The organism is Streptomyces sp. NPDC046335 (assembly GCF_055587985.1).
The window spans coordinates 467,420-489,346 of record NZ_JBVJFF010000003.1 but is presented as its reverse complement, the minus strand read 5'-3'; the positions used below and the strand labels follow the sequence as shown (position 1 = coordinate 489,346).

Sequence of the window (21,927 nt, the reverse complement as noted above, 5' to 3'; positions counted from 1 at the left end):
TCAGGCGCCGAGGACCCGCCGCAGGTAGTCATTGCCGAACATGCGGTCGGGGTCGAGGCGGTCGCGCAGGGCCGTGAACTCGCCGAAGCGCGGGTACACCCCGGCGAAGTACTCCGCGTCACGCGTGTGCAGCTTGCCCCAGTGCGGCCGCCCCTCATGGGCGGTGAAGATCCGCTCGGCGGCCGTGAAGTAGGCCTGGTACGGCGTGCCCTTGTACATGTGGACGGCGATGTACGCGCTCTCCCGGCCCGAGGCCGTGGAGAGCGCGATGTCGTCCGCGGGCGCCGTGCGGACCTCCACGGGGAAGCTGATCCGCAGCCGTGAGCGCTCCACCATGGCCTTCAGTTCGCGCAGGGTCTCCACCAGGGCCTCGCGCGGGACGGCGTACTCCATCTCCGTGAAGCGCACCCGGCGCGGACTCGTGAAGACCTTGTACGGGATGTCCGTGTACGAACGCGCGGAGAGGGCCTTGCTGGAGATCTTGGCGATGCCCGGGATGGTCGCGGGCGCGGCCCTGCCGATGATGTTGACCACCTGGAAGAGGCCGTTGGAGAGGAGTTCGTCCTCCACGAAGGCGCTGATCCGGCCGGGCGGGGCGGCGGGGCCATGGCCGCGGTTGTTGCGCTTGGTGGTGCAGTTGCCGGTGTGCGGGAACCAGTAGAACTCGAAGTGCTCGTTCTCCGTGTAGAGCGCGTCGAAGTCGGCGGTGACCTTGTCGAAGGTCATCGGTTCCTCGCGGGCGGTGAGGTAGAAGACCGGCTCGATGGCGAAGGTGATCGCGGTGATGACGCCGAGGGCGCCGAGCCCGACGCGGGCGGCGGCGAAGACGTCGGGGTTCTCCTTCGCGGAGCAGGTGAGGACCGTGCCGTCGGCGGTGACCAGTTCGAGCGCGGTGATCTGGGCCGCGATCGACGCCGAGTCCCGGCCCGTGCCGTGCGTACCGGTGCTGACGGCCCCGGAGACCGTCTGCTCCATGATGTCGCCCATGTTCGTGAGGGACATGCCCTCGCGCGCGAGGGCCGTGTTCAGCCGCTTCAGCGGGGTGCCGGCCTCCACGGTGACCGTGCCGGCCTCGCGGTCGATCCGGCGGATGCCGGTGAGCAGGTCCGGGCGTATGAGGAGGCCGTCGGTCGCCGCGGCCGCGGTGAAGGAGTGTCCCGAGCCCACGGCCTTCGCCCTGAGGCCGTCCTCCTTCGCCCCGCGCAGCGCCTCGGCCAGCTCGTCCACCGAGGCGGGCGTGGCCACCCTGGCGGGCCGCGCGGTGACGTTGCCAGCCCAGTTACGCCACGTCGCTGTGCTCCTCGCGCTGCCCGTGCTCATGGGTCCCCCTCCGTTGCGGAACCGGCCGCTTCAGCCGGCGATACCCCAAGAACCCGACGACGGCCGCGGCGGCTCCGGAGACGCCCGGGACCGCGTACCCGGCGTCCGGGCCCGCGGCGTCGATCACCCAGCCGGCCGCGGAGGAGCCGAGCGCGACGCCGACCGCGAGCCCGGTGCTCACCCAGGTCATGCCCTCGGTCAGTTTCGCGCGTGGTACGTGCTGCTCGACGAGGGCCATCGTCGTGATCATCGTCGGCGCGATGAAGAGCCCCGCCACGAACAGCGCCACGGCCAGGAACAGCAGGTTCCCGACCACTTGCAGCGGGATCATACTCACGGCCATCGCACAGACGCCCAGCAGCCACCTGGCGGCCGGCGCACCCTTGAAGTGCAGCAGGCCGTAGGCCGCACCGGCGAGGCAGGAGCCGAGCGCGTAGACGGCGAGCACCAGGCTCGCCATGGACTTGTGCCCCTGGTCCTCGGCGTAGGCCACGGTGACCACGTCGATCGCGCCGAAGATCGCGCCGGTCGCCACGAAGGTGGCGACGAGCACCTGGAGGCCGCCGGAGCGCAACGCCGAGCCGCTGGTGTGGTGTTCGCGCGGGTGGGGGACGGGCTCGGTCTCCCGCTGGGCCGTCAGCCAGAAGACGCCCACGGCGAGGAAGGCCCCGGCGAGCAGCGGCCCCGCCTCGGGGAACCACACCGTGGAGAGCCCGATCGAGATGATCGGCCCGAAGATGAAGCAGACCTCGTCCACCACCGACTCGAAGGAGTACGCGGTGTGCAGCTGCGGGGTGTCGCGGTAGAGCACCGCCCAGCGCGCCCTGATCATCGAGCCGACGCTCGGCACGCAGCCGACCAGCGCGGCGAAGAGGAACAGCGTCCAGTCGGGCGCCTCGAACTTGGCGCAGAGCAGCAGCCCGGAGACCGCGGCCAGGGAGACCAGCGTCGCGGGCCGGAGCACCCGGCGCTGGCCGTGCCGGTCCACCAGGCGCGAGATCTGCGGCCCGATCGCGGCGGCGGACAGCGCGACGGTCGCCGAGAGCGCGCCCGCGAGGCCGTACCGCCCGGTCAGCTGGGACACCATGGTCACGATGCCGATGCCCATCATCGACAGCGGCATACGGCCGAGGAACCCGGCGGTGGAGAAGGCCTTCGTGCCGGGGGCGGCGAAGATGGCGCGGTAGGGGCTGGGCACGTGGACTCCACGGGAGCGCGGAGCGGCTCCTGGGGGGAGCGGCTCCGGTAAGGCGTAAAGGTGGCCCATACAGCTTACGGTTCCCGAGAGGAGTGCCGCACCGGGATTTCCGGGCCGGGACGCACGGGTTCCGGCCGGACGCGGAGTGCGCGGAGGCCTTGGTCCGGCGTACCCGGCGAGCCCCTTTCCACGGCTGTCAGTGGCGGGTGGCAGGATCGGTTTCATGTCCGATGCGCTCGACCCCACTCCCTACGACGCCCTGCTGCTGCTCTCGTTCGGCGGTCCAGAAGGCCCTGATGACGTCGTCCCGTTCCTGGAGAACGTGACGCGTGGACGCGGCATCCCCAAGGAGCGGCTCAAGGAGGTGGGGCAGCACTACTTCCTGTTCGGCGGGGTCAGCCCGATCAACGAACAGAACCGCGCCCTGCTCGACGCCCTGCGCAAGGACTTCACGGAGCACGGCCTCGACCTGCCGGTGTACTGGGGCAACCGCAACTGGGCGCCCTACCTCACCGACACCCTGCGCGAGATGGCCGGCGACGGCCGCCGCCGCATCCTGGTCCTGGCCACGAGTGCCTACGCCTCGTACTCGGGCTGCCGGCAGTACCGCGAGAATCTCGCGGACGCCCTGGCGACCCTGGAGGCAGAGGGCCTCGAGCTGCCGCGCGTCGACAAGCTGCGGCACTACTTCAACCACCCGGGGTTCGTGCGCCCCATGATCGACGGTGTCCTGAAGTCCCTCTCCGAGCTCCCCGATGACGTGCGGGACGGCGCGCACCTGGCCTTCACGACCCACTCCATCCCGGACTCCGCGGCCGACACCTCGGGCCCGGTCGAGCAGCACGGCGACGGCGGGGCGTACGTCAAGGAGCACCTGGACGTGGCCCGGCTGATCGCCGACGCGGTCCGCGAGGAGACCGGCACCGAGCACCCCTGGCAGCTCGTCTACCAGTCGCGCAGCGGCGCCCCGCACATCCCGTGGCTGGAGCCCGACATCTGCGACCACCTGGAGGAGCGGCACGGCGCCGGGGCCCCCGCGGTGGTCATGGTCCCCATCGGTTTCGTCTCGGACCACATGGAGGTCCTGTACGACCTCGACACCGAGGCCGAGGCCAAGGCGGCGGAGCTCGGCCTTCCGGTGCGCCGTTCGGCGACGGTCGGCGCCGACCCGCGGTTCGCCGCGGCGATCAGGGAGCTGGTCCTGGAGCGCGCCGCGCGCGAGAGCGGCACCGCGGTCGCCCCCTGCGCCCTGGGAGCCCTCGGCGCGAGCCACGACCTGTGCCCGGTGGGCTGCTGCCCGGCCCGTGCGCCCAGGCCGGCGGCCGCCGGCGCCGACAGCCCGTACGCGTGAACCGGAGCACGAGGAGCACCATGACGGACCCCCTGAAGGCGCTGAAGGCCGAACTGCTCGACGTCGCCCTGGAGGCAGCGCACCGGGCCGGGGCCTTCCTGCGCGACGGCCGCCCCGCCGACCTCGGCGTGGCCGCCACCAAGACCAGCGCCGTCGACGTCGTCACCGAGATGGACATCGCCTCCGAGAAGCTGATCACCGGCTTCCTCGGCGAGCGCAGGCCCGACGACGGCGTGCTCGGCGAGGAGGGCGCGAGCTCCGAGGGCAGCAGCGGCGTGCAGTGGGTCATCGACCCGATCGACGGCACGGTGAACTACCTTTACGGCCGCCCCGACTGGTCGGTGTCCATCGCCGCCCGCAAGGACGGCGAGACCCTCGTCGGCGTGGTGCACGCCCCGGTGCGCGGGGAGACCTGCCGCGCGGTCCTCGGCGAGGGCGCCTTCCTCAATGACGAGCCCACGCGCGTGCGCCCCGCGCCGCCGTTCGAGCAGGCCCTGGTCGGCACCGGCTTCGGGTACGTCGCCGAGCGCCGCGCCCAGCAGGCCGAGGTGGCCAGGCAGCTCATCCCGCGGGTGCGGGACATCAGGCGCGGCGGTTCGGCCGCGATCGACCTGTGCGACGTCGCGGCCGGCCGCCTCGACGCGTACTACGAGCGGGGACTCAACCCCTGGGACTTCGCCGCGGGCGACCTCATCGCCAGGGAAGCGGGCGCGCTGACCGGTGGCCGCCCCGGAGAGCGCCTCTCGGGCGAGCTGGCCGTCGCGGCACCGCCCGGCCTCTTCGAGGCGCTCCAGGGCCGCCTGGAGGATCTCGGCGCCTGGCACGACTGACCCCGCCCGGCCTCACGGCGGACACGCGAAAGCCCCGGCACCTGGTCCACAGGTACCGGGGCTTCGCGCGACGGATCAGGCGTGAGCGTTCACCTCGACGCCGTGCTCGGCGGCGAGGCGGTGGAGATCTTCCAGCTCCGCCTGCTCGACCTCGGCAAGGAAGTCGTCTCCCGTCTCACGGGCCATCGTGAGGTCGGACTCCGTGGCCTTTATGCGCTGCAGAAGCCCTGCGGTGAATGCGTCCATGGTTGCGCCCCCTCGGCTGGGTCGTGGGTCGATGGCACGGGGGTGTGCCCTCAAGAAGGGGCGATCACGTCTCGCGCCGCCCTGGAGTAAGCGGGTTCGTGGCACGCCACTGACAAAGCGTGATCGCGGGTGTAAGCCCGTCCTCCCCCCGCTCGGTCCCGCAGAAACCTGAACCCTCCGAGAAAGTCCGGCATTCCCGGGGGCCGAGACCGCCTTACAGCCGGTTTACGGCCGAAAGGGGCAGGATGGAGCCTTACCCCCAGACAGACCTGCCCGCAGGGGCACAGAGGAAGGACAGCGACGTGCGCGTACTCGTCGTCGAGGACGAGCAACTGCTCGCCGATGCGGTGGCAACCGGACTGCGCCGGGAGGCCATGGCCGTCGACGTCGTGTACGACGGGGCGGCCGCCCTGGAGCGCATCGGCGTCAACGACTACGACGTCGTGGTGCTCGACCGGGATCTCCCGCTCGTGCACGGCGACGACGTCTGCCGCAAGATCGTCGAGCTCGGCATGCCGACCCGCGTCCTGATGCTCACCGCGTCGGGCGACGTCAGCGACCGCGTCGAGGGCCTGGAGATCGGCGCCGACGACTATCTGCCCAAGCCCTTCGCGTTCAGCGAGCTGACGGCACGCGTGCGTGCCCTCGGCCGGCGTACGAGCGTGCCGCTCCCGCCGGTCCTGGAGCGCGCGGGGATCAAGCTCGACCCCAATCGCCGCGAGGTCTTCCGCGACGGCAGGGAGATCCAGCTCGCCCCCAAGGAGTTCGCCGTCCTGGAGGTGCTGCTGCGCAGCGAGGGAGCGGTCGTCTCCGCGGAGCAGCTCCTGGAGAAGGCGTGGGACGAGAACACCGACCCGTTCACGAATGTCGTCCGGGTGACCGTCATGACCCTGCGCCGCAAGCTCGGTGAGCCCGCCGTCATCGTGACGGTCCCGGGCTCGGGCTACCGGATCTGACCCCCGGTGGCCTCGACCCCGGCGCCACCGACAGCGCCACCGAAGCCGACGTGGGACCCGAGGAAGGTCGAACCGCCCTTCCCGTGGCTGCGGCCCACGATCCGTATACGCCTCACCCTGCTGTACGGCGGCATGTTCCTGATCGCGGGCATCCTGCTGCTCTCGATCATCTACCTGCTCGCCGCGCAGGCGCTGAACGTGGGCAGCGAGCTGCCGTTCAAGATCGTCGAGGGCCGGGTGGCCAGCACGGTCTGCAACCTGCCGCCCAAGCCGTCGGCCGACGACCTCAACCAGGCCCTGGGCGCCTGCGTCAACGAACAGCGCCAGCACGCCCTCGACAACCTCCTGAGCCGTTCGCTGCTCGCGCTCCTCGGCCTCGCCGTGATCGCCTTCGCCTTCGGGTACGCGATGGCGGGCCGGGTGCTCTCGCCGCTCGGCCGCATCACCCGTACCGCCCGCAGGGTGGCCGGCACGGACCTGTCCCGGCGCATCGAGCTGGACGGCCCCGACGACGAGCTGAAGGAGCTCTCGGACACCTTCGACGAGATGCTGGACCGTCTTGAGCGGGCCTTCACCGCCCAGCAGCGGTTCGTCGGCAACGCCTCGCACGAGCTGCGCACGCCCCTGGCGATCAACCGCACGCTCCTGGAGGTGCACCTGTCCGACCCCGGGGCGCCGCCCGAGCTCCACCAGCTCGGCAAGACGCTGCTCGCCACCAACGAGCGCAGTGAGCAGCTCGTGGAGGGCCTGCTGCTGCTCGCCCGCAGCGACAACCAGATCGTCGAGCGCAAGCCGGTCGACCTCGCCGAGGTCGCCGACCGCGCCGTCGACCAGGTGCTGGCCGAGGCCGACGCCAAGGGCGTGGAGATACGCGGTGAGCGCGGTGTGGCCGTCGTCCAGGGCAACGGCGTCCTCCTGGAGCGCATCGCCCTGAACCTCGTACAGAACGCCGTCAGGTACAACGTGCCGGAGGCCGGCTGGGTCGAGGTCACCACGGAGGCCCAGCACGGCCAGGCGGTCCTGGTGGTCTCCAACACGGGGCCCGTCGTGCCCGCGTACGAGATCGACAACCTCTTCGAGCCCTTCCGGAGGCTGCGGACCGAGCGCACGGGCAGTGACAAGGGCGTCGGGCTCGGCCTGTCGATCGCCCGGTCGGTCGCGCGGGCCCACGGTGGCCGTATCATCGCGGAGCCGCGCGAAGGGGGAGGGCTCGTGATGCGTGTCACCCTGCCCATCTGAGGAGGTGGCGCGGACGCGAGCGTCTGTTCGCTTTACGCGGAATTTCCGGGACCCGCTCCCGGGGAATCCATGTGCGATCGATCACAGATACGATTTTTTTACCATCTACTCTCCGTGATCATAAAAGTCGCCGGAAAGCCGGGAAAATCCGGGTTTTCAGGGGTCTTGATCACGGGAAGTACACGGGGTGGCGCCCGTGAAGCGCGACATTCGGACCGTGTACGGTCCCCATCGCCATCCAACCCATCGCCTCTTCCGGGGTGCGGTTGGGTGTCGATTGAGTAACAGACCTTGATGTGAGGCAAAATCTCCGCCTCGGGTCGGGCACAAGTCCGGCTCCTCACGCGTTACGTGCGCTGAGACACCGCAGACACCCAGAGGGGGAGAGCGACACATGGCAACGGACTACGACACCCCACGCAAGACCGACGATGATGTCAACGAGGACAGCATCGAGGAACTGAAGGCGCGGCGGAACGACAAGTCGACCTCGGCAGTGGACGTCGACGAATTCGAGGCCGCCGAAGGCCTCGAACTGCCCGGCGCGGACCTTTCCAACGAGGAGCTCGCCGTCCGCGTGCTCCCGAAGCAGCAGGACGAGTTCACCTGCATGAGCTGCTTCCTGGTCCACCACCGCAGCCAGCTGGCCCGCGAGAAGAACGGCCAGCCGATCTGCCGCGACTGCGACTGAGGCGGGGTCGGCCAATGACTGGCTCGACCCCGTCCCGGAAGCGCCGCTTCCGCAGGCGTGGAGCGGACGAAGCCGGCGCCACGGGCGACGGCGTGCGTGACGACGGGCGAGGCTCTTCCCCCACAGGATCAGCCTCGCTCGGACCGGCGGGCGCCCTCACCCCGGTGCCGGACGAGACGGCGGACGACAAGGAATCCGAGGTTGCCCGGAGAGCCGGGGCCAAGGGCCGTGTTGCCGCCGTCACGGGCGGGATGAGAGAAGGCGTGCGCAAGGGCGGGCGGGGCGCCAAGGCCGCCATCGGCCTGCTCGCCGACCGGATCATCGACATCGCCCCACGGGTCCCGGTCCGCGACCTGGCGACCCTCCGCAAGCAGTTCCCGGGCCTCGGTCCCGAGCAGCTCGCGGACAAACTGATCGCCGGAGCGGCCAACGCCTCGTCCACCGTGGGCGCGGGAGTGGGCGCCGCGGCGATGCTTCCGGTGCCGCCCGCGATGCCCGCCGAACTCGCGGCGGAGATCACCGGCGTCGCCGCCATCGAACTGAAACTGATCGCCGAGCTGCACGAGGTCTACGGACGACGGCCCGAGGGCACCCTCGCCCAGCGCAGCACGGCCTATCTGACCGCGTGGACGGAGGAGCGCGGCGTCGACGTGGGCAAGCCGTCGACGCTCAACGCGGCACTCGGCGGGCAGGTCAAGCGGGAGCTGCGCCAGCAGATCATGAAGCGCATGGTCCGGAACCTGCCGAACCTCATGCCCTTCATGGTGGGCGCCGCCGTCGGGGCGGTCATGAACCGCCGTGACACCAAGAAGCTGGCCTCGCGGGTCCGTGACGACCTGCGGAAGGCCCAGGTGCCGTGGGACTCCCTCCGGGAGCTGCCCTCTCTCGAAGCCCCTGCGAACGCGCTGCCGCCCGGGGAGTTCCCCAAGGAGCTCGGGTCCTGAGGGCCCTCACGAGGCGCTGTCCCGTACCGACTTCAGAGCCTCCGCCAGCGCCTCCGGGTGCCTCGTGGAGATGTAGGCGTACGGAGTCGGGTCCTGCGGGTCGGTGATGTTCACGCGCAGAGCCGTCGGGATGTAGGCGCGCAGCAGCATGAAGGCGCGCGGATCGGCCTTGTAGGTGCGCCACGCGCGCGTCTCCTCGCCCGTCAGGACCTCCGCGTCACCCAGCGCCGACACCGGGATCTTCGCGTCTCCCGCGACCAGCGAGCCCGCCACCACGCGGATTCGCACCGAGCCGTACGCACTGGTGACGACCGCCGCCACGGCCGTCCCGCCGACCAGGCCGCCGAGGAGCGGCAGCGTGCCGAACGGCAGCAGGACCAGAGCCATCGCGACACCCGCCAGGAGCGAGGCGAGCCACCAGGAGCGGGGTGCGGTCAGGCGTTCTTCGTAAGGCTGCATGCGACCAAGCTTGGCACGGTGCGCCGACCGGCTGACGCGGAGGTAAGGTCTGCGCCTGTGAGTGGTACATCTTCAGCTCTGACGCCCCCGGCCGAGGCCATAGCGCCCGTACGCCATCCCGACGCGCCCGCTCCCGGCGAGCTCATCGGTGCCCACTACGAACACTGTTTCGGCTGTGGGGGAGGGCAGGCGCACGGACTGCACCTGGCGGCGCGCGCCGGGGAGGGCGTGGCGATCACCGCCGAGTTCACCGTGCGCGAGGCGCACCAGGGCGCCCCGGGCCTCGCCCACGGCGGCGTCCTCGCCACCGCGCTCGACGAGACGCTCGGCTCGCTGAACTGGCTGCTGCGGGTGATCGCCGTGACCGGCCGCCTGGAGACCGACTTCGTACGGCCCGTGCCGCTGGGCACCGTGCTGTTCCTGGAGGCCGAGGTCACCGCGGTCGCCGGACGGAAGATCTACTCGACCGCCACCGGCCGGATCGGCGGCCCCGAGGGCCCCGTGGCGGTCCGCGCCGACGCCCTCTTCATAGAGGTGAAGGTCGACCACTTCATCGACAACGGCCGCCAGGAGGAGATCCGGGCGGCCATGAACGACCCGGACCAGGTCCGGCGCTCCCGCGCCTTCGAGGTGAACCCGTGACGTCCCTTGCCCCCGACGACGGCCCGACCGAGCTGAACGTGCTCATCAGGCGCGTCGACCCCGACGTCCCGCTGCCCGCGTACGCGCGGCCCGGTGACGCGGGTGCCGATCTGCGGACGACCGAGGCCCGCGAACTCGCGCCCGGCGAGCGCGCCGTCCTGCCCACCGGCGTGTCCATCGCGCTCCCCGAGGGGTACGCGGCCTTCGTGCACCCCCGTTCCGGGCTCGCCGCCCGCTGCGGTGTCGCTCTGGTGAACGCCCCGGGGACGGTGGATGCCGGGTACCGTGGAGAGATCAAGGTGATCGTGGTAAATCTCGATCCGCGCGACAGCGTGCGGTTCGAGCGCTTCGACCGGATTGCCCAACTGGTGGTCCAGCGGGTCGAGAAGGTGCGCTTCCAGGAGGTGGCGGAGCTTCCCGTATCGGCACGGGCCGAGGGGGGCTTCGGGTCCACCGGCGGCCATGCCGCCGTGGGCGCCGGCCCGGGCGAGCGCACGGGCGTGGACCCGAGCGCGAGCGCGGGCGAACAAACGGGTGGGAATCGATACGCATCGGTCGTATCCGATCGGGAAGGACAGTGACGTGTTCGGACGTCGCAAGAAGGACAGTGCCGCCGAGGACGCGGCGGGCGCGGACGAGCAGGTCGTCGACAGCGTGGCCGACGACTCGGCCGACGGCGCGCGCACGCGTGTGAGGCTTGAGCCGGAGCCCCGTCCCGACGGACCCTGGGACATCTCCGAGGTCCGCGAGCCCGGCGAGGGCCGGGTGGACCTCGGCGGGCTCTTCGTGCCGGGGGTCGAGGGCATGGAGCTGCGGGTGGAGGTCGCGGGCGACGCGATCGTCGCGGCCACCGTCGTCCTCCAGGACAGCGCCATCCAGCTCCAGGGCTTCGCCGCCCCGAAGAAGGAGGGCATCTGGGGCGAGGTCCGCGAGGAGATCGCCACCGGCATCACCCAGCAGGGCGGTGTCATCGACGAGGTCGAGGGTTCCCTCGGCTGGGAGCTGCGCGCCCAGGTCCCGGTGCAGCTGCCGGACGGCACGGGCGGTGTGCAGGTCGTGCGCTTCATCGGCGTCGACGGCCCGCGCTGGTTCCTGCGCGGTGTGATCTCCGGGCAGGGCGCGGTGCAGCCGCAGGCCGCAGGGCTCCTCGAACAGATCTTCCGGGACACCGTCGTCGTGCGCGGCGAGGGCCCGATGGCGCCGCGCGACCCGATCGTCCTGAAGCTGCCCGAGGACGCCCAGATGGTCGCCGAGGGCGTCAAGGAGGAGCAGCAGGAGGGCTCGCGCTTCTCCGGCGGCATGGGCCAGCTCCAGCGGGGCCCCGAGATCACCGAGGTGCGCTGACCTCCCTGCCCCCTGCCCCGTGCCCGCGCGGCACGGAGGCCGAAAGACACCTCGTACCTGCGTGGCGTGAGGACTGACGGCCGATCAACTCCCCTGTGGCCCGCGGCGGTTCCGGTGTGTCCGGAGCGTTGCGGGCCACAGACATGTCCGCCCATACTGTGCCGGTCACCGGGGGGAGACCGTGACGGTGAGGGGACGAGGCGTACCCGCCGCGGTGCGGGGGAGCCGGCGTCACGGGCTTGTCCTGGGGGCCGCCGGGCTCGCGGTGCTGCTCGCGGCCACCGTGCTGGCCGCCCTCGCGGCCCTCTCCGAGAAGTCCGTCGAAGGCGCGGTGCAGCGGCGGCTCGCCGCGGACCGGGACGCCGTCGTGGAGATCGCAGGACCCTACGCGGCGGACGGCGTACGGGAGCTGGACCGTGCCGCACGCGCCGCCCTCGCCCGCACCTACGGCGACGCGCCCCAGCACACCTGGTCGGCCCTGCGGGCCCCCGCCGCCCGCAACGACGAGCTCACCGTCACCGAGGCCGCCGGCCACCCGCGCAGGGACGCCACACTCTCCGTCGTCGCCCCGCAGGGCGTACGGCGGCACGCCTCACTCGTGGCGGGGCGGTGGCCGCGCTCCCGCGCCGGGGCGGTCGAGACCGCGCTGACCGGGACGGCCGCCGCCGAGCTGGCCGTACGGCCCGGAGCCCCGCTCGTCGTGCGGGGAGCGGGCGAGCGGCTCGTACGGCTGAGGGTCGTCGGACTGTACGCGGCCAAGGAGCGGGCGCCCGCCGTATGGGCCTCGCTGAGCAGTACGTTCGGGGTGCCCGACACGGTCGCGGTGGTGCCGCGCCGGGCGTTCGCCGCGCGGCCGGGCCTCGCGGGGGACGCGGCGGCGCTGTGGCTGGGCGTGCCCGACGTGGACGGGCTGCGGCTCGGGGACATCGAGGAGCTGCGCGAGCGGGCCGGACGGTTCGCGGGCAGTGACGCCGCGCTCTCGGTGCTCGCCGGGCGGGCCGTGGGCGACGGGGCGGACCGGGTCGACGGCAAGGACCTCACCGTGTCCGCGGGGCTGCGCGGGGCGCTCGGCCGGCTCACCGCACCGATCGCCGTGGCCCGCGCGGGGCTCTACGTGCCCGCGACGCTCCTGGCCGCGCTCGCCGTGGCCGTGCTCGTCCTCACCGCGCGGCAGCTCGCCGAACACCGGCGCCCGGAGCTCGCGCTGCTCGCCGCGCGCGGGGCGGGCGCCCGGCGGCTCGTCCTCGCCACGGCCGCGCTGTGGGCCTGCGCGGCCGTGCCCGCCGCGGTGGCCGCGCCGTTCCTCGCGGGGCCGCTCCTGCGCGGGCTCGCGGCGGCCGGACTCGTCGAGGGCGGGATACCGGGATCGGCGGCCACCGGCCTCGGGTGGGCGGCGGCGTCGGCCGCCCTCCTCGTGCACGGCGCCGCGGTGCTGCTGCCGACGGCCCGGGCGGTGCGCGACCGGCGGGCGGTGGCGCGGCTGCGGCTGCGGGTCGCGCGGTTCGCGGGGGCGCAGCGGTGGGGGGCCGATCTGGCGCTCGCCGCGGTCGCCGTCCTGGGCTGGCTCCAGCTGCGGCAGTACCGGTCGCCGGTGACCGGCGGCAACGGAGTCGACCCCGTCCTGGTGCTCGCCCCCGTCGTGATGACCGTGGCCGCGGCGCTGCTCGCCCTGCGGTTCCTGCCGCTCCTCGCCCGTGTCGTCGATCCCCTCGCGCGGCGGAGCAGGGGCCTCGCGCTGCCGCTCGGCGGCTGGCAGATCGCGCGGCGCGCGGCCCGGCACGCGGGGCCCGCGCTCGTGGTGACGCTCGCCCTCGCCGTCGCGGCGCTCAGCAGCACGGCGCTGGCGATCCTCGACCGGGGCGACCGGGACCAGGCCGCGTTCCAGGTCGGCGCCGACCTGCGGGTCGAGCCGGGCGAGGGGATACCGGCCGGGGAGCGCCGAACGCGGTACGAGGCGCTGCCGGGGGCCGAGGCCGTCACGCCCGTGATCACCTCCGAGGGGTACGTGGGGCAGGACGCGGTGGCCGTCACGGCCGTCAACACGGAGCGGGGCCCTGCGCCGGAGCTCCGCGGTGATCTCGCGGACGTACCCGTGAGCGAGCTGGTGGGGCGGCTCGGGCGGGGGGTTCCGGAGCATGGGCTTCCGGTGCGGTTACCGGTGCCGTCACGGGACGGCGGTGCCGAGCGGGAGGTGCCGTTGCGCGTGCGGATGACCGCCACCGGCCAGGGTGACGCGGTGCCCGTACGGCTCACCGTCTTCTACGAGGACGCGGACGGGCTCGGGCGGTCCGGCTCCGTGGTGATCGAGGAGGGCGGGGCCAGGGTCGTGCCGTTGCGGGTCGCGGCGCGCGGGACGTCCGTGCGGGTGCTTCAGATCGAGCTGAGCATGGTCGGTGAGCGCGTGCGGCGGACCTACCGGGTCACCGTCGACCAGGTGCCGGGGCTGCGGACGCCCGCGCGGTGGCGGGACCTGCGGGCCGACGCCCCTGACCGGGGCGTGGCCGGGTGTCCGGGGGTCGAGCGCAGGCCTCGGGGAGAGCGGGCCACCGAGGGCGACGCGCCCGGGCCCGTGCTCTGCCGGGACAGGGCCGCGGCCGGCACGCTCATCGATGCCGTGCTCCGGGGGCCCGACGGGCGGCTGGAATACCCGCCGTGGGCGGTGCGGCTCGGCACCGACCGGGCCGAGGGACGGCCCGCCGCGCCCGTCCTCGCGGATGACGTCCTGCTGCGCTCCGGGAGTGTGCGGGTCGGGGACACCGTGACCTTGTGGCGCAGTACGGGCGGGAGCGCGCGGGTCCGGGTCGTCGGGCGGATCGCCGGGGTGCCGGGGGTGCCGCGTGACCGGCCGCGGTTGCTCGCGGACTCCCGGTGGATGGCGGCGCAGTGGGCGTTCGGCGGGTCGTTGCCCGGGGCCGACGAGGCCTGGTGGGTCGGGGTCCGAGGCGACGACGCGCGTCCGGCGCTCGCGGCCGTGCGGGCGCAGCCGAGGCTCGGGCGAGCCGTTGACGTGCCGCAGGCGCGGGACGCCCTGGCGGCTGATCCGCTGCGGCGGGGGGCCCGGGGGGCGTTGACGCTGTGCCTCGTACTCGCGCCCGCCTTCGCGGTCATCGCGTTTGCCCTGCATACGGCGGTCTCGGCGCGCGACAGGGAACGGGAGTTCGCTCTGCTGCGGGCGCTGGGGGCGCGGCGGCGGGAGCCGGCCATCTGCCTCTGGGTGGAGCAGATCGGGCTCGCGGGCGTCGCGGCGGTGCTCGGCACCGTGCTCGGGGCGGGGCTCGCGGCCCTGGTCATGCCGGTGGTGACGGTGGACGCCGAGGGGCGAGCGGTCTTCCCTTCGCTGGTGGTGCGGGTGCCGTGGGAACGGGTGGCGGTCACGGGGGTGGTCACCGCGGCGGTGATCTGCGGGGTGGTGGCCGTGGCCGGGCGGGTCCTGGGCCGAGTGGACCTGGCTCGGGTGCTGCGGGCGGGTGACGGGAGGTGAGGGGGCCGGCGGCGTCCTGGGCCGTGGGGGTGCGGCGGGGCTTCTGGTGGCGCGGGAGCCACTGCGGCACGTCCCCTCGCGCCGGCTCGCGACCGTGGGGTGCCGTCATGCGTAGCTCGCGACGGGGGAGCGCCCGTCATGCGTGACTCGCGACGGTGGAGCGCCGTCATGCGTCAGTGGATGCGGGACGTGCCGCTCGCCCTGGGCTTTGCCGTGCTGGTCGCTGTGCTGGTGGCGGTCGGGGCCGGCGGGGGCGGGGCTCTGGAGCGGCTCGGGGGAGAGGCTCTGCGGGAGCGGCTGGCGCAGGTCCAGCGAGCCGCCCCCGGGGTGGTGCACAGCGCGCGCTTCGATCCGGAGGACCCCCGCTTCGGGGACACAGGGGACGACTTCGGGGAGGTCCTCGGCCGGTACGCGTCGGTCATCGAGAACGCCTCGCCCAAGGCTCTGGCGGGTGGGCTCGCGCATGACTCCACGCGGGTCGTCCTGCCCACCGTACGGGCGGACTTCGGTTCCGCCGGGGAGGCCGGTCTCTCCCTCGTGTACGCCTCCGATGCTCCGGGGCCCGCTCGTTACGTGGCCGGGCGGGCGCCTCGGGGGCGGGGGGACTGGGTCGAGCTCGCCGTGTCCACGCGTACGCGTGACGCGCTGGGGCTGCGGGTCGGGCAGCGGGTCCGGCTCGCGGGCGAGGCCCTGGAGAACATCGACTCCGTGGCGCGTATCGTGGGGGTCTTCCGGGCCGACGGCGAGCGGCGGCTGTGGTCCGAACAGCCCCTGGTCATGCGCCCGTTGCGTGCGGCGGGTGACGCGGACGCCGGGGCGCTGATCGCTCCCCGCGGTGTCGAGGTCCTTCAGCGGCAGGCGGGTGTCGAGCTGACCGTCGACTGGAACATGCGACTGGCGCTCGGGAGCGAGGCCGCCGGCCGGTTCGTGGGCGCGGGCGGGGAGCGGGAGTTCCAGCGGATCATGGCCCGCTATCCGCCCTCCGCGCGCGGGGCGTTCTGCCGTGTCGAAGGGGCGTACGGGGGCAAGCTGTGCGTTCTCGGGAACCATCGCGCCACGGAGTTGGAGACCGCCACGGAGCTGCCGGACGCCATGGCGGAGTTCTCCCGGCGGTGGATGCAGGCCCGTGTCGTGATCTCGTTCGCCTGGGCCTCGCTGCTCGGGGTGGGGCTCGCCGCCCTCGTCGTGACGTCCTTGCTGGTGGTGCGGCGGGCGCTCGCCGGGGACCGGTTGCGGCGGGCGCGCGGGGCCTCGGCCGCTGGGATCGCCCTGGGACGTGCCGTGTGGAGCACGCCCGCCGTCCTGGCCGGGTTCGGTGGTGGCTGCGCCCTCGCCGGGGCGGTGACGGGGAGTCAGCCTTCGTACGGAGGCGGGCTGGTCGTCGCCCTGCTGTGTTCGGTGCCGCTGCCCGTACTCACGTGGGGTGCCTTGCGGGATGCGGCCCTGACGCGTGGGCGCGCCGGGCACCGGGGCGGGCGGCGGCTGGTCGGTGAGGCCGTCGTGCTGGTGCTCGCCGTGGGCGGAGTGCTCGCGTTGCGGGCGCGTGGGACCGAGGGCAGCGCGGGGCCGGATCCGCTGGTCGCCGTCGTGCCCGTGCTGCTCGGAGTCGCCACCGTGGTCCTGCTGGTGCGGTGCTACCCCTGGCCGGTGCGGGCCGTGGCGCGGTGGTCGGCCGGGCGGCGGGGCGTCGTACCGCTCGTCGCGCTGTCCCGTGCGGCCAAGGAGGCTCCCGCGCGTGGGCTCGCGCTGCTCGTTCTCGTGGTGACGCTCGCCGGAGCCGTCTTCGGCGGGCTCGTCTCCGGGACGTTGGTGGAGGGGCGGCGGTCGGCCGCCGCCTGGCAGGCCGGTGCCGACGCGTCGTTCCTGGGGGCGGGGGACGAGCCCGCCATGGCGGAGCGGCTCGCACGCGCGCGTGGGGTGCGGGAAACGGTCGCGGTGCGGCAGTTGCGGGTCGATCCCCTGAGCGGGGCCGACGGGGGGCGGTACGGGATCTCCAGCCTGGTCGGGGTGGACACGAGCGCGTTGCGCGACGCGGACGCGGGTTCCGCCGCCGCCCGTGCGCTTCACGACGCCGGACTCGACGGGGGCGCCGAGGGCGGGGACATCCGGGTGCTGGCCTCCGAGGGGCGGGCCGGGGAGCTGCTGACCTTCACCCGGCACGGGAAGGAGATGCGGATACGCGTCGTGGGGGCGCTGCCCGACGGCGTGGCGCGTGACCCCGCCCTCGGTCCCGTACGCGGTGCCACCGAGGCCCGGCAGCATCTGCTGCTCGCCGACTCCAGCGACCTGGAGGGGTTCGCCGCCTCCGAGTCCGAGGAGAGCGTGCTGCTGCTCTACGGGGAGCGGCTCGACACCGCCGCGCTGCGTTCGCTCGTGCCACGCGCGGTGCCCGGAGCCGCCGGCGGTGAGCTGCGGGTCCTCGCGGAGGAGCGGGCCGAGGCGGCGGACGACGGGCTTGTCGCCGCCGTGGCCGCCGCCTACACCGGCTGTACCGCCCTCGCCGTCGTTCTCGCGCTGCTCGCCCTGGTCATCGATCTGTCGCTGTCGGCCCGGTCACGTGGGCGCGTCGCCTCGTATCTGCGGACGCTCGGGCTCGGCGGCCGTGCCGCCTCCGCGTTGCACCTGTTGCAGCTGCTGCCGATGGTGTGCGCGGCCGTCGTGGGCGGTGTCGCGCTCGGGCTCGGCCTGCCCTCGCTGCTCGGGCCCGTGGTCGACCTGCGGGAGTTCACCGGTGGGCCCGTCGTGCCGGAGCGGCACGTCGATGTGTTCTTCGTCGCCGCCCTCGGCGCGGGGCTCTGTGTTCTGGGCGCCGCGGCCGTCGCCGTGGAGAGCCGGATCGGGCGCCGGCGGCGGCTGGGCGCTGTCCTGCGGCTCGGGAGAAGTGATGACTGACGATGCTGTGAACGGTCTCGCGGACCTTGAGGCGCGGGCCCGCGCCAGGAGCTTGCCCGTGGCTGACGACGGGCTCGTCGTCTGCGACAACCTCGTGCGGATCTACCGGACCGACGAGGTCGAGGTGCAGGCGCTGCAAGGGCTCGACCTCGTCGTCGCGGACGGTGAGTGCGTCGCCCTGGTCGGCGCCTCGGGGTCGGGGAAGTCCACGCTCCTGTCGATCCTGTCCGGGCTCGACCTGCCCACCGCGGGCCGCGTACGGGTGGCCGGGCACGATCTGCTCGCCATGGGGCGCGGCGAGCGCCTGGAGTACCGGAGGCGGACCGTCGGCTTCGTGTGGCAGCAGACCGGGCGGAATCTCCTTCCCCATCTGACCGCGCTGGAGAACGTGGCGCTGCCGATGCGGTACGCGCGCGTGCCGCGCCGTCAGCGGGGCGAGAGGGCCTCCGAGCTGCTCGGTGTGCTCGGCGTCGCCCACTGCCGTGACCGGCGGCCCGGCGAGCTGTCCGGCGGCGAGCAGCAGCGCGTCGCCGTCGCGGTGGCCACCGCCAACTCCCCGCGCGTGCTGCTCGCCGACGAGCCGACCGGTGAGCTGGACACGGCCGGCGGCGAGGACGTCTTCGCGGCCCTGCGCCGCGCGAACGAGGAGCTCGGCGCGACCGTGCTCGTCGTCACCCATGACCCGCTCGTCTCCGGGCAGGTGCGGCGCACCGTGCGCATCCGCGACGGGCGCACCTCCGCCGAGACGCTGCGCGAGGAGGGCGGTGCGGGCGAGGAGTTCGCGGTCCTGGACCGGACGGGACGCCTGCAACTGCCGGGCGAACTGGTGGAGCGGTACGGGTTGCGGGGGCGGGTGCGGCTCACCGCGGAGACCGGCCATGTGGGGATATGGCCCGATACGCCATATCCCGATACGCAAGATGGGGTGTGATGCGGATGGCAGGGGCCATGGTCGTCGTCGAGGATCTCCACCGGACCTACGGCAGCGGCGCCGCCGCCGTGCACGCGCTGCGCGGCGTCTCCTTCGCGGTGCCCCGCGGCGAACTCGTGGCCCTCAAGGGGCGCTCGGGGTCCGGCAAGACGACGCTGCTCAATCTGGTCGGCGGGCTCGACACCCCGGACCGGGGGAGGGTCACCGTCGACGGCGTGGAGCTCACGGGGCTGGGGGAGAGGGGCCTGCTCGAACTGCGTCGTGACCGTCTGGGGTTCGTCTTCCAGTCCTTCGGCCTCATCCCCGTACTCACCGCCGCCGAGAACGCCGGCGTCCCCCTGCGGCTGCGCAGGACCGATCCACGCGCGCGTGAGGAACGCGTCGCCCTGCTGCTCGCCCTCGTCGGCCTCACCGACCACGCCGCCCAGCGGCCGGGCGAACTCTCCGGAGGCCAGCAGCAGCGCGTGGCGATCGCCCGCGCCCTCGCCAACGAACCCGCCCTGCTGATCGCCGACGAACCCACCGGCCAGCTCGACGCGGAGACCGGGCACGCCGTGATGGAGCTGCTGCGCGCGGTCGTGCGCAGCCAGGGCGTCACCGCCCTCGTCGCCACGCACGACGCGGCCCTGCTGGACCTGGCCGACCGGGTCCTGGAACTGCGCGACGGCGAGATCACCGGGCAGTGACCTGCCCCGCCGCGCCCCCGGACGCCGCGGGGGCGAGACGTATCAGGGTTGTGTCAAGGGTGGCCTTCCGGCGACCCTCCGTCCGTATTGCCGGGTTTGCTGGCCGTAAGGTCGGCCCTGCGTACACAGCGGTTCCAGGAAGACAATGAGGCCATGGCACGCGGCAAGCTTCGGATATACCTCGGTGCGGCACCGGGCGTCGGCAAGACGTACGCGATGCTCTCCGAGGCACACCGCCGTGTGGAGCGGGGCACCGACTGCGTGGTCGGCTTCGTGGAGCACCATGACCGGCCGCGCACCGAGGTGATGCTGCACGGCCTGGAGGAGGTGCCCCGCGCCACCCTGGAGTACCGCGGCACCGTCTTCACCGAGATGGACGTCGACGCCGTCCTGGAGCGTGCTCCCGCCGTCGCCCTGGTCGACGAGCTCGCCCACACCAACGTCCCGGGGTCTCGCAACGCCAAGCGCTGGCAGGACGTGGAGGAGCTGCTCGCCGCCGGCGTCGATGTCGTCTCCACCGTCAACATCCAGCATCTGGAGTCCCTCGGCGACGTCGTCGAGTCGATCACCGGTGTGCGCCAGCGCGAGACCGTGCCGGACGAGGTGGTGCGCCGCGCCGACCAGATCGAGCTGGTCGACATGTCGCCCCAGGCGCTGCGCCGCCGCATGGCGCACGGCAACATCTACAAGCCCGACCGGATCGACGCCTCACTCTCGAACTACTTCCGGCCCGGCAACCTGACGGCGCTGCGCGAGCTCGCGCTGCTCTGGGTCGCCGACCGCGTCGACGAGTACCTCCAGCAGTACCGGGGCGAGCACAACATCCGCTCCACCTGGCAGGCCCGCGAGCGCATCGTCGTCGGACTGACCGGCGGCCCCGAAGGCCGCACGCTGATCAGACGGGCGTCCCGGATGGCCGCCAAGGGCTCCGGCAGCGAGATCCTCGCCGTCTACATCGCCCGCAGCGACGGCCTGACGGCCGCGTCGCCCAAGGAGCTCGCCGTCCAGCGCACCCTGGTCGAGGACCTGGGCGGCACCTTCCACCACGTCATCGGGGACGACATACCGTCCGCGCTGCTCGACTTCGCGCGCGGCGTCAACGCCACCCAGATCGTTCTCGGCTCCTCGCGCCGCAAGACCTGGCAGTACGTCTTCGGGCCCGGCGTCGGCACGACCGTCGCGCGCGACTCGGGGCCCGACCTCGACGTGCACATCGTCACGCACGGCGAGGTCGCCAAGGGCCGCGGCCTGCCCGTCGCCCGCGGCGCGCGCCTCGGCAGGGCCCGGATCATCTCGGGCTGGCTGGTGGGCGTCGCGGGGCCGGTGCTCCTGACACTGCTGCTCACCCATGTCGACGCCGACCTCGGCCTCGCCAACGACATGCTGCTCTTCCTGACGCTGACGGTGGCCGCCGCGCTCCTCGGCGGGCTGTTCCCCGCGCTCGCGGCGGCGGCGGTCGGCTCGCTGCTCCTGAACTACTACTTCACGCAGCCGCTGCACCTGTGGACGGTCTCCGACAACAAGAACATCGTCGCCATCGCCGTCTTCGTGGGCGTCGCCGTGTCGGTCGCCTCCGTCGTGGACCTGGCGGCCCGGCGCACCCACCAGGCGGCCCGGCTGCGCGCCGAGTCGGAGATACTCTCCTTCCTCGCGGGCAGCGTCCTGCGCGGCGAGACCAGCCTGGACGCCCTCCTGGAGCGGGTCCGCGAGACCTTCGCCATGGACTCCGTCGCACTCCTGGAGCGGGCGGGCGACACCGATCCCTGGACCTGCGCGGGCAGCGCGGGCGACGGCCGCCCCTCCGCGCGCCCCGAGGACGCCGACGTGGACGTGCCGGTCGGCGACCACATGGCGCTCGCCCTGACCGGCCGGGTCCTGCCGGCGGCAGACCGCCGCGTCCTCGCCGCGTTCGCCGCGCAGGCGGCCGTCGTCCTGGACCGCCAGCGCCTCCAGTCCGAGGCCGACCGGGCCCACGCCCTCGCCGAGGGCAACCGCATCCGCACCGCGCTGCTCGCCGCCGTCAGCCATGACCTGCGTACGCCTCTCGCGGGCATCAAGGCGGCGGTGTCCTCGCTCCGCTCCGACGACGTCGAGTGGTCCGAGGAGGACGAGGCCGAGCTCCTGGCGGGCATCGAGGACGGCGCCGACCGCCTGGAGCACCTCGTGGGCAACCTGCTCGACATGTCGCGCCTCCAGACCGGCACCGTGACCCCGCTGATCAGGGAGATCGACCTGGACGAGGTCGTCCCGATGGCGCTCGGCGGCGTCCCCGCAGGCAGCGCGGAGCTGGACGTACCCGAGACGCTGCCGATGGTGGCCGTCGACAAGGGCCTGCTTGAGCGGGCGGTGGCGAACATCGTCGAGAACGCCGTCAAGTACGCCCCCGAGGGCAGGCCCGTCAAGGTCTCCGCCAGCGCCCTCGGCGAGCGGGTGGAGGTCCGCGTGGTGGACCGCGGCCCCGGGGTCCCCGACATCGCCAAGGACCGCATCTTCGCCCCCTTCCAGCGTTACGGTGACGCCCCCCGCGGCGCGGGCGTGGGCCTCGGCCTGGCCGTCGCCCGCGGCTTCGCCGAGGCCATGGGCGGCACCCTCACCGCCGAGGACACCCCCGGCGGCGGCCTCACCATGGTCCTCACCCTGCGGGCGGCGGCCGGCCGGCCACCCGCCCGCCCCGATCTCTCCGCGCAGGTCACCTCGTGACCCCGAACCGTCAGTAC

18 protein-coding genes are annotated in these 21,927 nt (G+C 73.3%); 14 read left to right on the top strand and 4 right to left on the bottom strand.

The features are described 5' to 3' along the window. On the bottom strand, window positions 1-1,320 hold the full coding sequence (locus ACZ6JY_RS08830) for a D-arabinono-1,4-lactone oxidase (protein ID WP_469193683.1): 1,320 nt from the start codon (window positions 1,318-1,320) through the stop codon (window positions 1-3). Continuing rightward, window positions 1,280-2,518: an MFS transporter gene (locus ACZ6JY_RS08825; protein ID WP_469193681.1), complete on the bottom strand. Its 1,239-nt coding sequence runs from the start codon at window positions 2,516-2,518 to the stop codon at window positions 1,280-1,282. Before ACZ6JY_RS08825 ends, ACZ6JY_RS08830 begins: the two co-directional genes overlap by 41 nt. A gap of 223 nt (window positions 2,519-2,741) precedes the next feature. Here ACZ6JY_RS08825 and ACZ6JY_RS08820 point away from each other — a divergent pair, with 223 nt between their 5' ends. Both ACZ6JY_RS08820 and ACZ6JY_RS08815 read left to right on the top strand, forming a co-directional pair. Continuing rightward, window positions 2,742-3,869, top strand: a complete 1,128-nt coding sequence (locus ACZ6JY_RS08820) for a ferrochelatase (protein WP_469193679.1) — start codon at window positions 2,742-2,744, stop codon at window positions 3,867-3,869. Between the two features lie 20 nt (window positions 3,870-3,889). Beyond that, a complete protein-coding gene (locus tag ACZ6JY_RS08815; protein ID WP_469193677.1) occupies window positions 3,890-4,699 on the top strand; it encodes an inositol monophosphatase family protein in 810 nt (269 codons plus the stop codon). Window positions 4,700-4,774: 75 nt separating this feature from the next. On the opposite strand, the gene ACZ6JY_RS08810 is transcribed toward ACZ6JY_RS08815, so the two are convergent. After that, window positions 4,775-4,945, bottom strand: coding sequence for a hypothetical protein (locus ACZ6JY_RS08810; protein ID WP_469193676.1), 171 nt, complete (start codon window positions 4,943-4,945; stop codon window positions 4,775-4,777). 302 nt (window positions 4,946-5,247) lie between these two features. Here ACZ6JY_RS08810 and ACZ6JY_RS08805 point away from each other — a divergent pair, with 302 nt between their 5' ends. The 4 genes from ACZ6JY_RS08805 to ACZ6JY_RS08790 all read left to right on the top strand — a co-directional run bounded on the left by ACZ6JY_RS08805 (window position 5,248) and on the right by ACZ6JY_RS08790 (window position 8,775). Further along, complete coding sequence (locus tag ACZ6JY_RS08805) at window positions 5,248-5,901, top strand: response regulator transcription factor (RefSeq protein WP_030778701.1); 654 nt, start codon at window positions 5,248-5,250, stop codon at window positions 5,899-5,901. Between the two features lie 6 nt (window positions 5,902-5,907). Next, complete coding sequence (locus ACZ6JY_RS08800; RefSeq protein ID WP_469193673.1) at window positions 5,908-7,140, top strand: sensor histidine kinase; 1,233 nt, start codon at window positions 5,908-5,910, stop codon at window positions 7,138-7,140. A gap of 394 nt (window positions 7,141-7,534) precedes the next feature. Further along, on the top strand, window positions 7,535-7,831 hold the full coding sequence (locus ACZ6JY_RS08795; RefSeq protein WP_055544889.1) for a DUF4193 domain-containing protein: 297 nt from the start codon (window positions 7,535-7,537) through the stop codon (window positions 7,829-7,831). Between the two features lie 14 nt (window positions 7,832-7,845). Continuing rightward, window positions 7,846-8,775 (top strand): hypothetical protein, encoded by a 930-nt coding sequence (locus ACZ6JY_RS08790; protein ID WP_469193671.1) that lies wholly within the window; start codon window positions 7,846-7,848, stop codon window positions 8,773-8,775. A gap of 6 nt (window positions 8,776-8,781) precedes the next feature. Here ACZ6JY_RS08790 and ACZ6JY_RS08785 read toward each other — a convergent pair whose 3' ends face one another. Next, window positions 8,782-9,234, bottom strand: coding sequence for a DUF3093 domain-containing protein (locus ACZ6JY_RS08785; protein ID WP_469193669.1), 453 nt, complete (start codon window positions 9,232-9,234; stop codon window positions 8,782-8,784). A gap of 57 nt (window positions 9,235-9,291) precedes the next feature. Here ACZ6JY_RS08785 and ACZ6JY_RS08780 point away from each other — a divergent pair, with 57 nt between their 5' ends. From ACZ6JY_RS08780 to ACZ6JY_RS08745, 8 genes are all read left to right on the top strand, one after another. Then, window positions 9,292-9,876, top strand: a complete 585-nt coding sequence (locus ACZ6JY_RS08780) for a PaaI family thioesterase (RefSeq protein WP_469193667.1) — start codon at window positions 9,292-9,294, stop codon at window positions 9,874-9,876. Continuing rightward, window positions 9,873-10,457: a dUTP diphosphatase gene (dut, locus tag ACZ6JY_RS08775; protein WP_469193665.1), complete on the top strand. Its 585-nt coding sequence runs from the start codon at window positions 9,873-9,875 to the stop codon at window positions 10,455-10,457. The genes ACZ6JY_RS08780 and dut overlap by 4 nt, the downstream gene beginning before the upstream one ends. Before the next feature lies 1 nt (window position 10,458). Next, on the top strand, window positions 10,459-11,220 hold the full coding sequence (locus ACZ6JY_RS08770) for a DUF3710 domain-containing protein (protein WP_469193663.1): 762 nt from the start codon (window positions 10,459-10,461) through the stop codon (window positions 11,218-11,220). 187 nt (window positions 11,221-11,407) lie between these two features. Next, window positions 11,408-14,701: an ABC transporter permease gene (locus ACZ6JY_RS08765; RefSeq protein WP_469193661.1), complete on the top strand. Its 3,294-nt coding sequence runs from the start codon at window positions 11,408-11,410 to the stop codon at window positions 14,699-14,701. A gap of 138 nt (window positions 14,702-14,839) precedes the next feature. Beyond that, window positions 14,840-17,593, top strand: a complete 2,754-nt coding sequence (locus ACZ6JY_RS08760) for a hypothetical protein (protein ID WP_469193659.1) — start codon at window positions 14,840-14,842, stop codon at window positions 17,591-17,593. Beyond that, on the top strand, window positions 17,586-18,524 hold the full coding sequence (locus ACZ6JY_RS08755) for an ABC transporter ATP-binding protein (RefSeq protein WP_469193657.1): 939 nt from the start codon (window positions 17,586-17,588) through the stop codon (window positions 18,522-18,524). Before ACZ6JY_RS08760 ends, ACZ6JY_RS08755 begins: the two co-directional genes overlap by 8 nt. Further along, window positions 18,524-19,210, top strand: coding sequence for an ABC transporter ATP-binding protein (locus ACZ6JY_RS08750; RefSeq protein ID WP_469193655.1), 687 nt, complete (start codon window positions 18,524-18,526; stop codon window positions 19,208-19,210). Before ACZ6JY_RS08755 ends, ACZ6JY_RS08750 begins: the two co-directional genes overlap by 1 nt. A 153-nt stretch (window positions 19,211-19,363) precedes the next feature. Then, the gene (locus ACZ6JY_RS08745) at window positions 19,364-21,910 is read left to right on the top strand and encodes an ATP-binding protein (RefSeq protein WP_469193653.1); all 2,547 of its coding nucleotides are present in this window, start codon (window positions 19,364-19,366) and stop codon (window positions 21,908-21,910) included. Window positions 21,911-21,927: the final 17 nt, after the last annotated feature.

What these genes read in the sequence shown, in the direction of transcription:
- ACZ6JY_RS08760 (WP_469193659.1), top strand. Translation starts at nt 14,840, where the DNA reads ATGCGTGACTCGCGACGGTGGAGCGCCGTCATGCGTCAGTGGATGCGG.
- ACZ6JY_RS08830 (WP_469193683.1), bottom strand. Translation starts at nt 1,320, where the DNA reads ATGAGCACGGGCAGCGCGAGGAGCACAGCGACGTGGCGTAACTGGGCT.
- ACZ6JY_RS08810 (WP_469193676.1), bottom strand. Translation starts at nt 4,945, where the DNA reads ATGGACGCATTCACCGCAGGGCTTCTGCAGCGCATAAAGGCCACGGAG.
- ACZ6JY_RS08790 (WP_469193671.1), top strand. Translation starts at nt 7,846, where the DNA reads ATGACTGGCTCGACCCCGTCCCGGAAGCGCCGCTTCCGCAGGCGTGGA.
- ACZ6JY_RS08745 (WP_469193653.1), top strand. Translation starts at nt 19,364, where the DNA reads ATGGCACGCGGCAAGCTTCGGATATACCTCGGTGCGGCACCGGGCGTC.
- ACZ6JY_RS08795 (WP_055544889.1), top strand. Translation starts at nt 7,535, where the DNA reads ATGGCAACGGACTACGACACCCCACGCAAGACCGACGATGATGTCAAC.
- ACZ6JY_RS08820 (WP_469193679.1), top strand. Translation starts at nt 2,742, where the DNA reads ATGTCCGATGCGCTCGACCCCACTCCCTACGACGCCCTGCTGCTGCTC.
- ACZ6JY_RS08785 (WP_469193669.1), bottom strand. Translation starts at nt 9,234, where the DNA reads ATGCAGCCTTACGAAGAACGCCTGACCGCACCCCGCTCCTGGTGGCTC.
- ACZ6JY_RS08755 (WP_469193657.1), top strand. Translation starts at nt 17,586, where the DNA reads ATGACTGACGATGCTGTGAACGGTCTCGCGGACCTTGAGGCGCGGGCC.
- ACZ6JY_RS08750 (WP_469193655.1), top strand. Translation starts at nt 18,524, where the DNA reads ATGCGGATGGCAGGGGCCATGGTCGTCGTCGAGGATCTCCACCGGACC.
- ACZ6JY_RS08815 (WP_469193677.1), top strand. Translation starts at nt 3,890, where the DNA reads ATGACGGACCCCCTGAAGGCGCTGAAGGCCGAACTGCTCGACGTCGCC.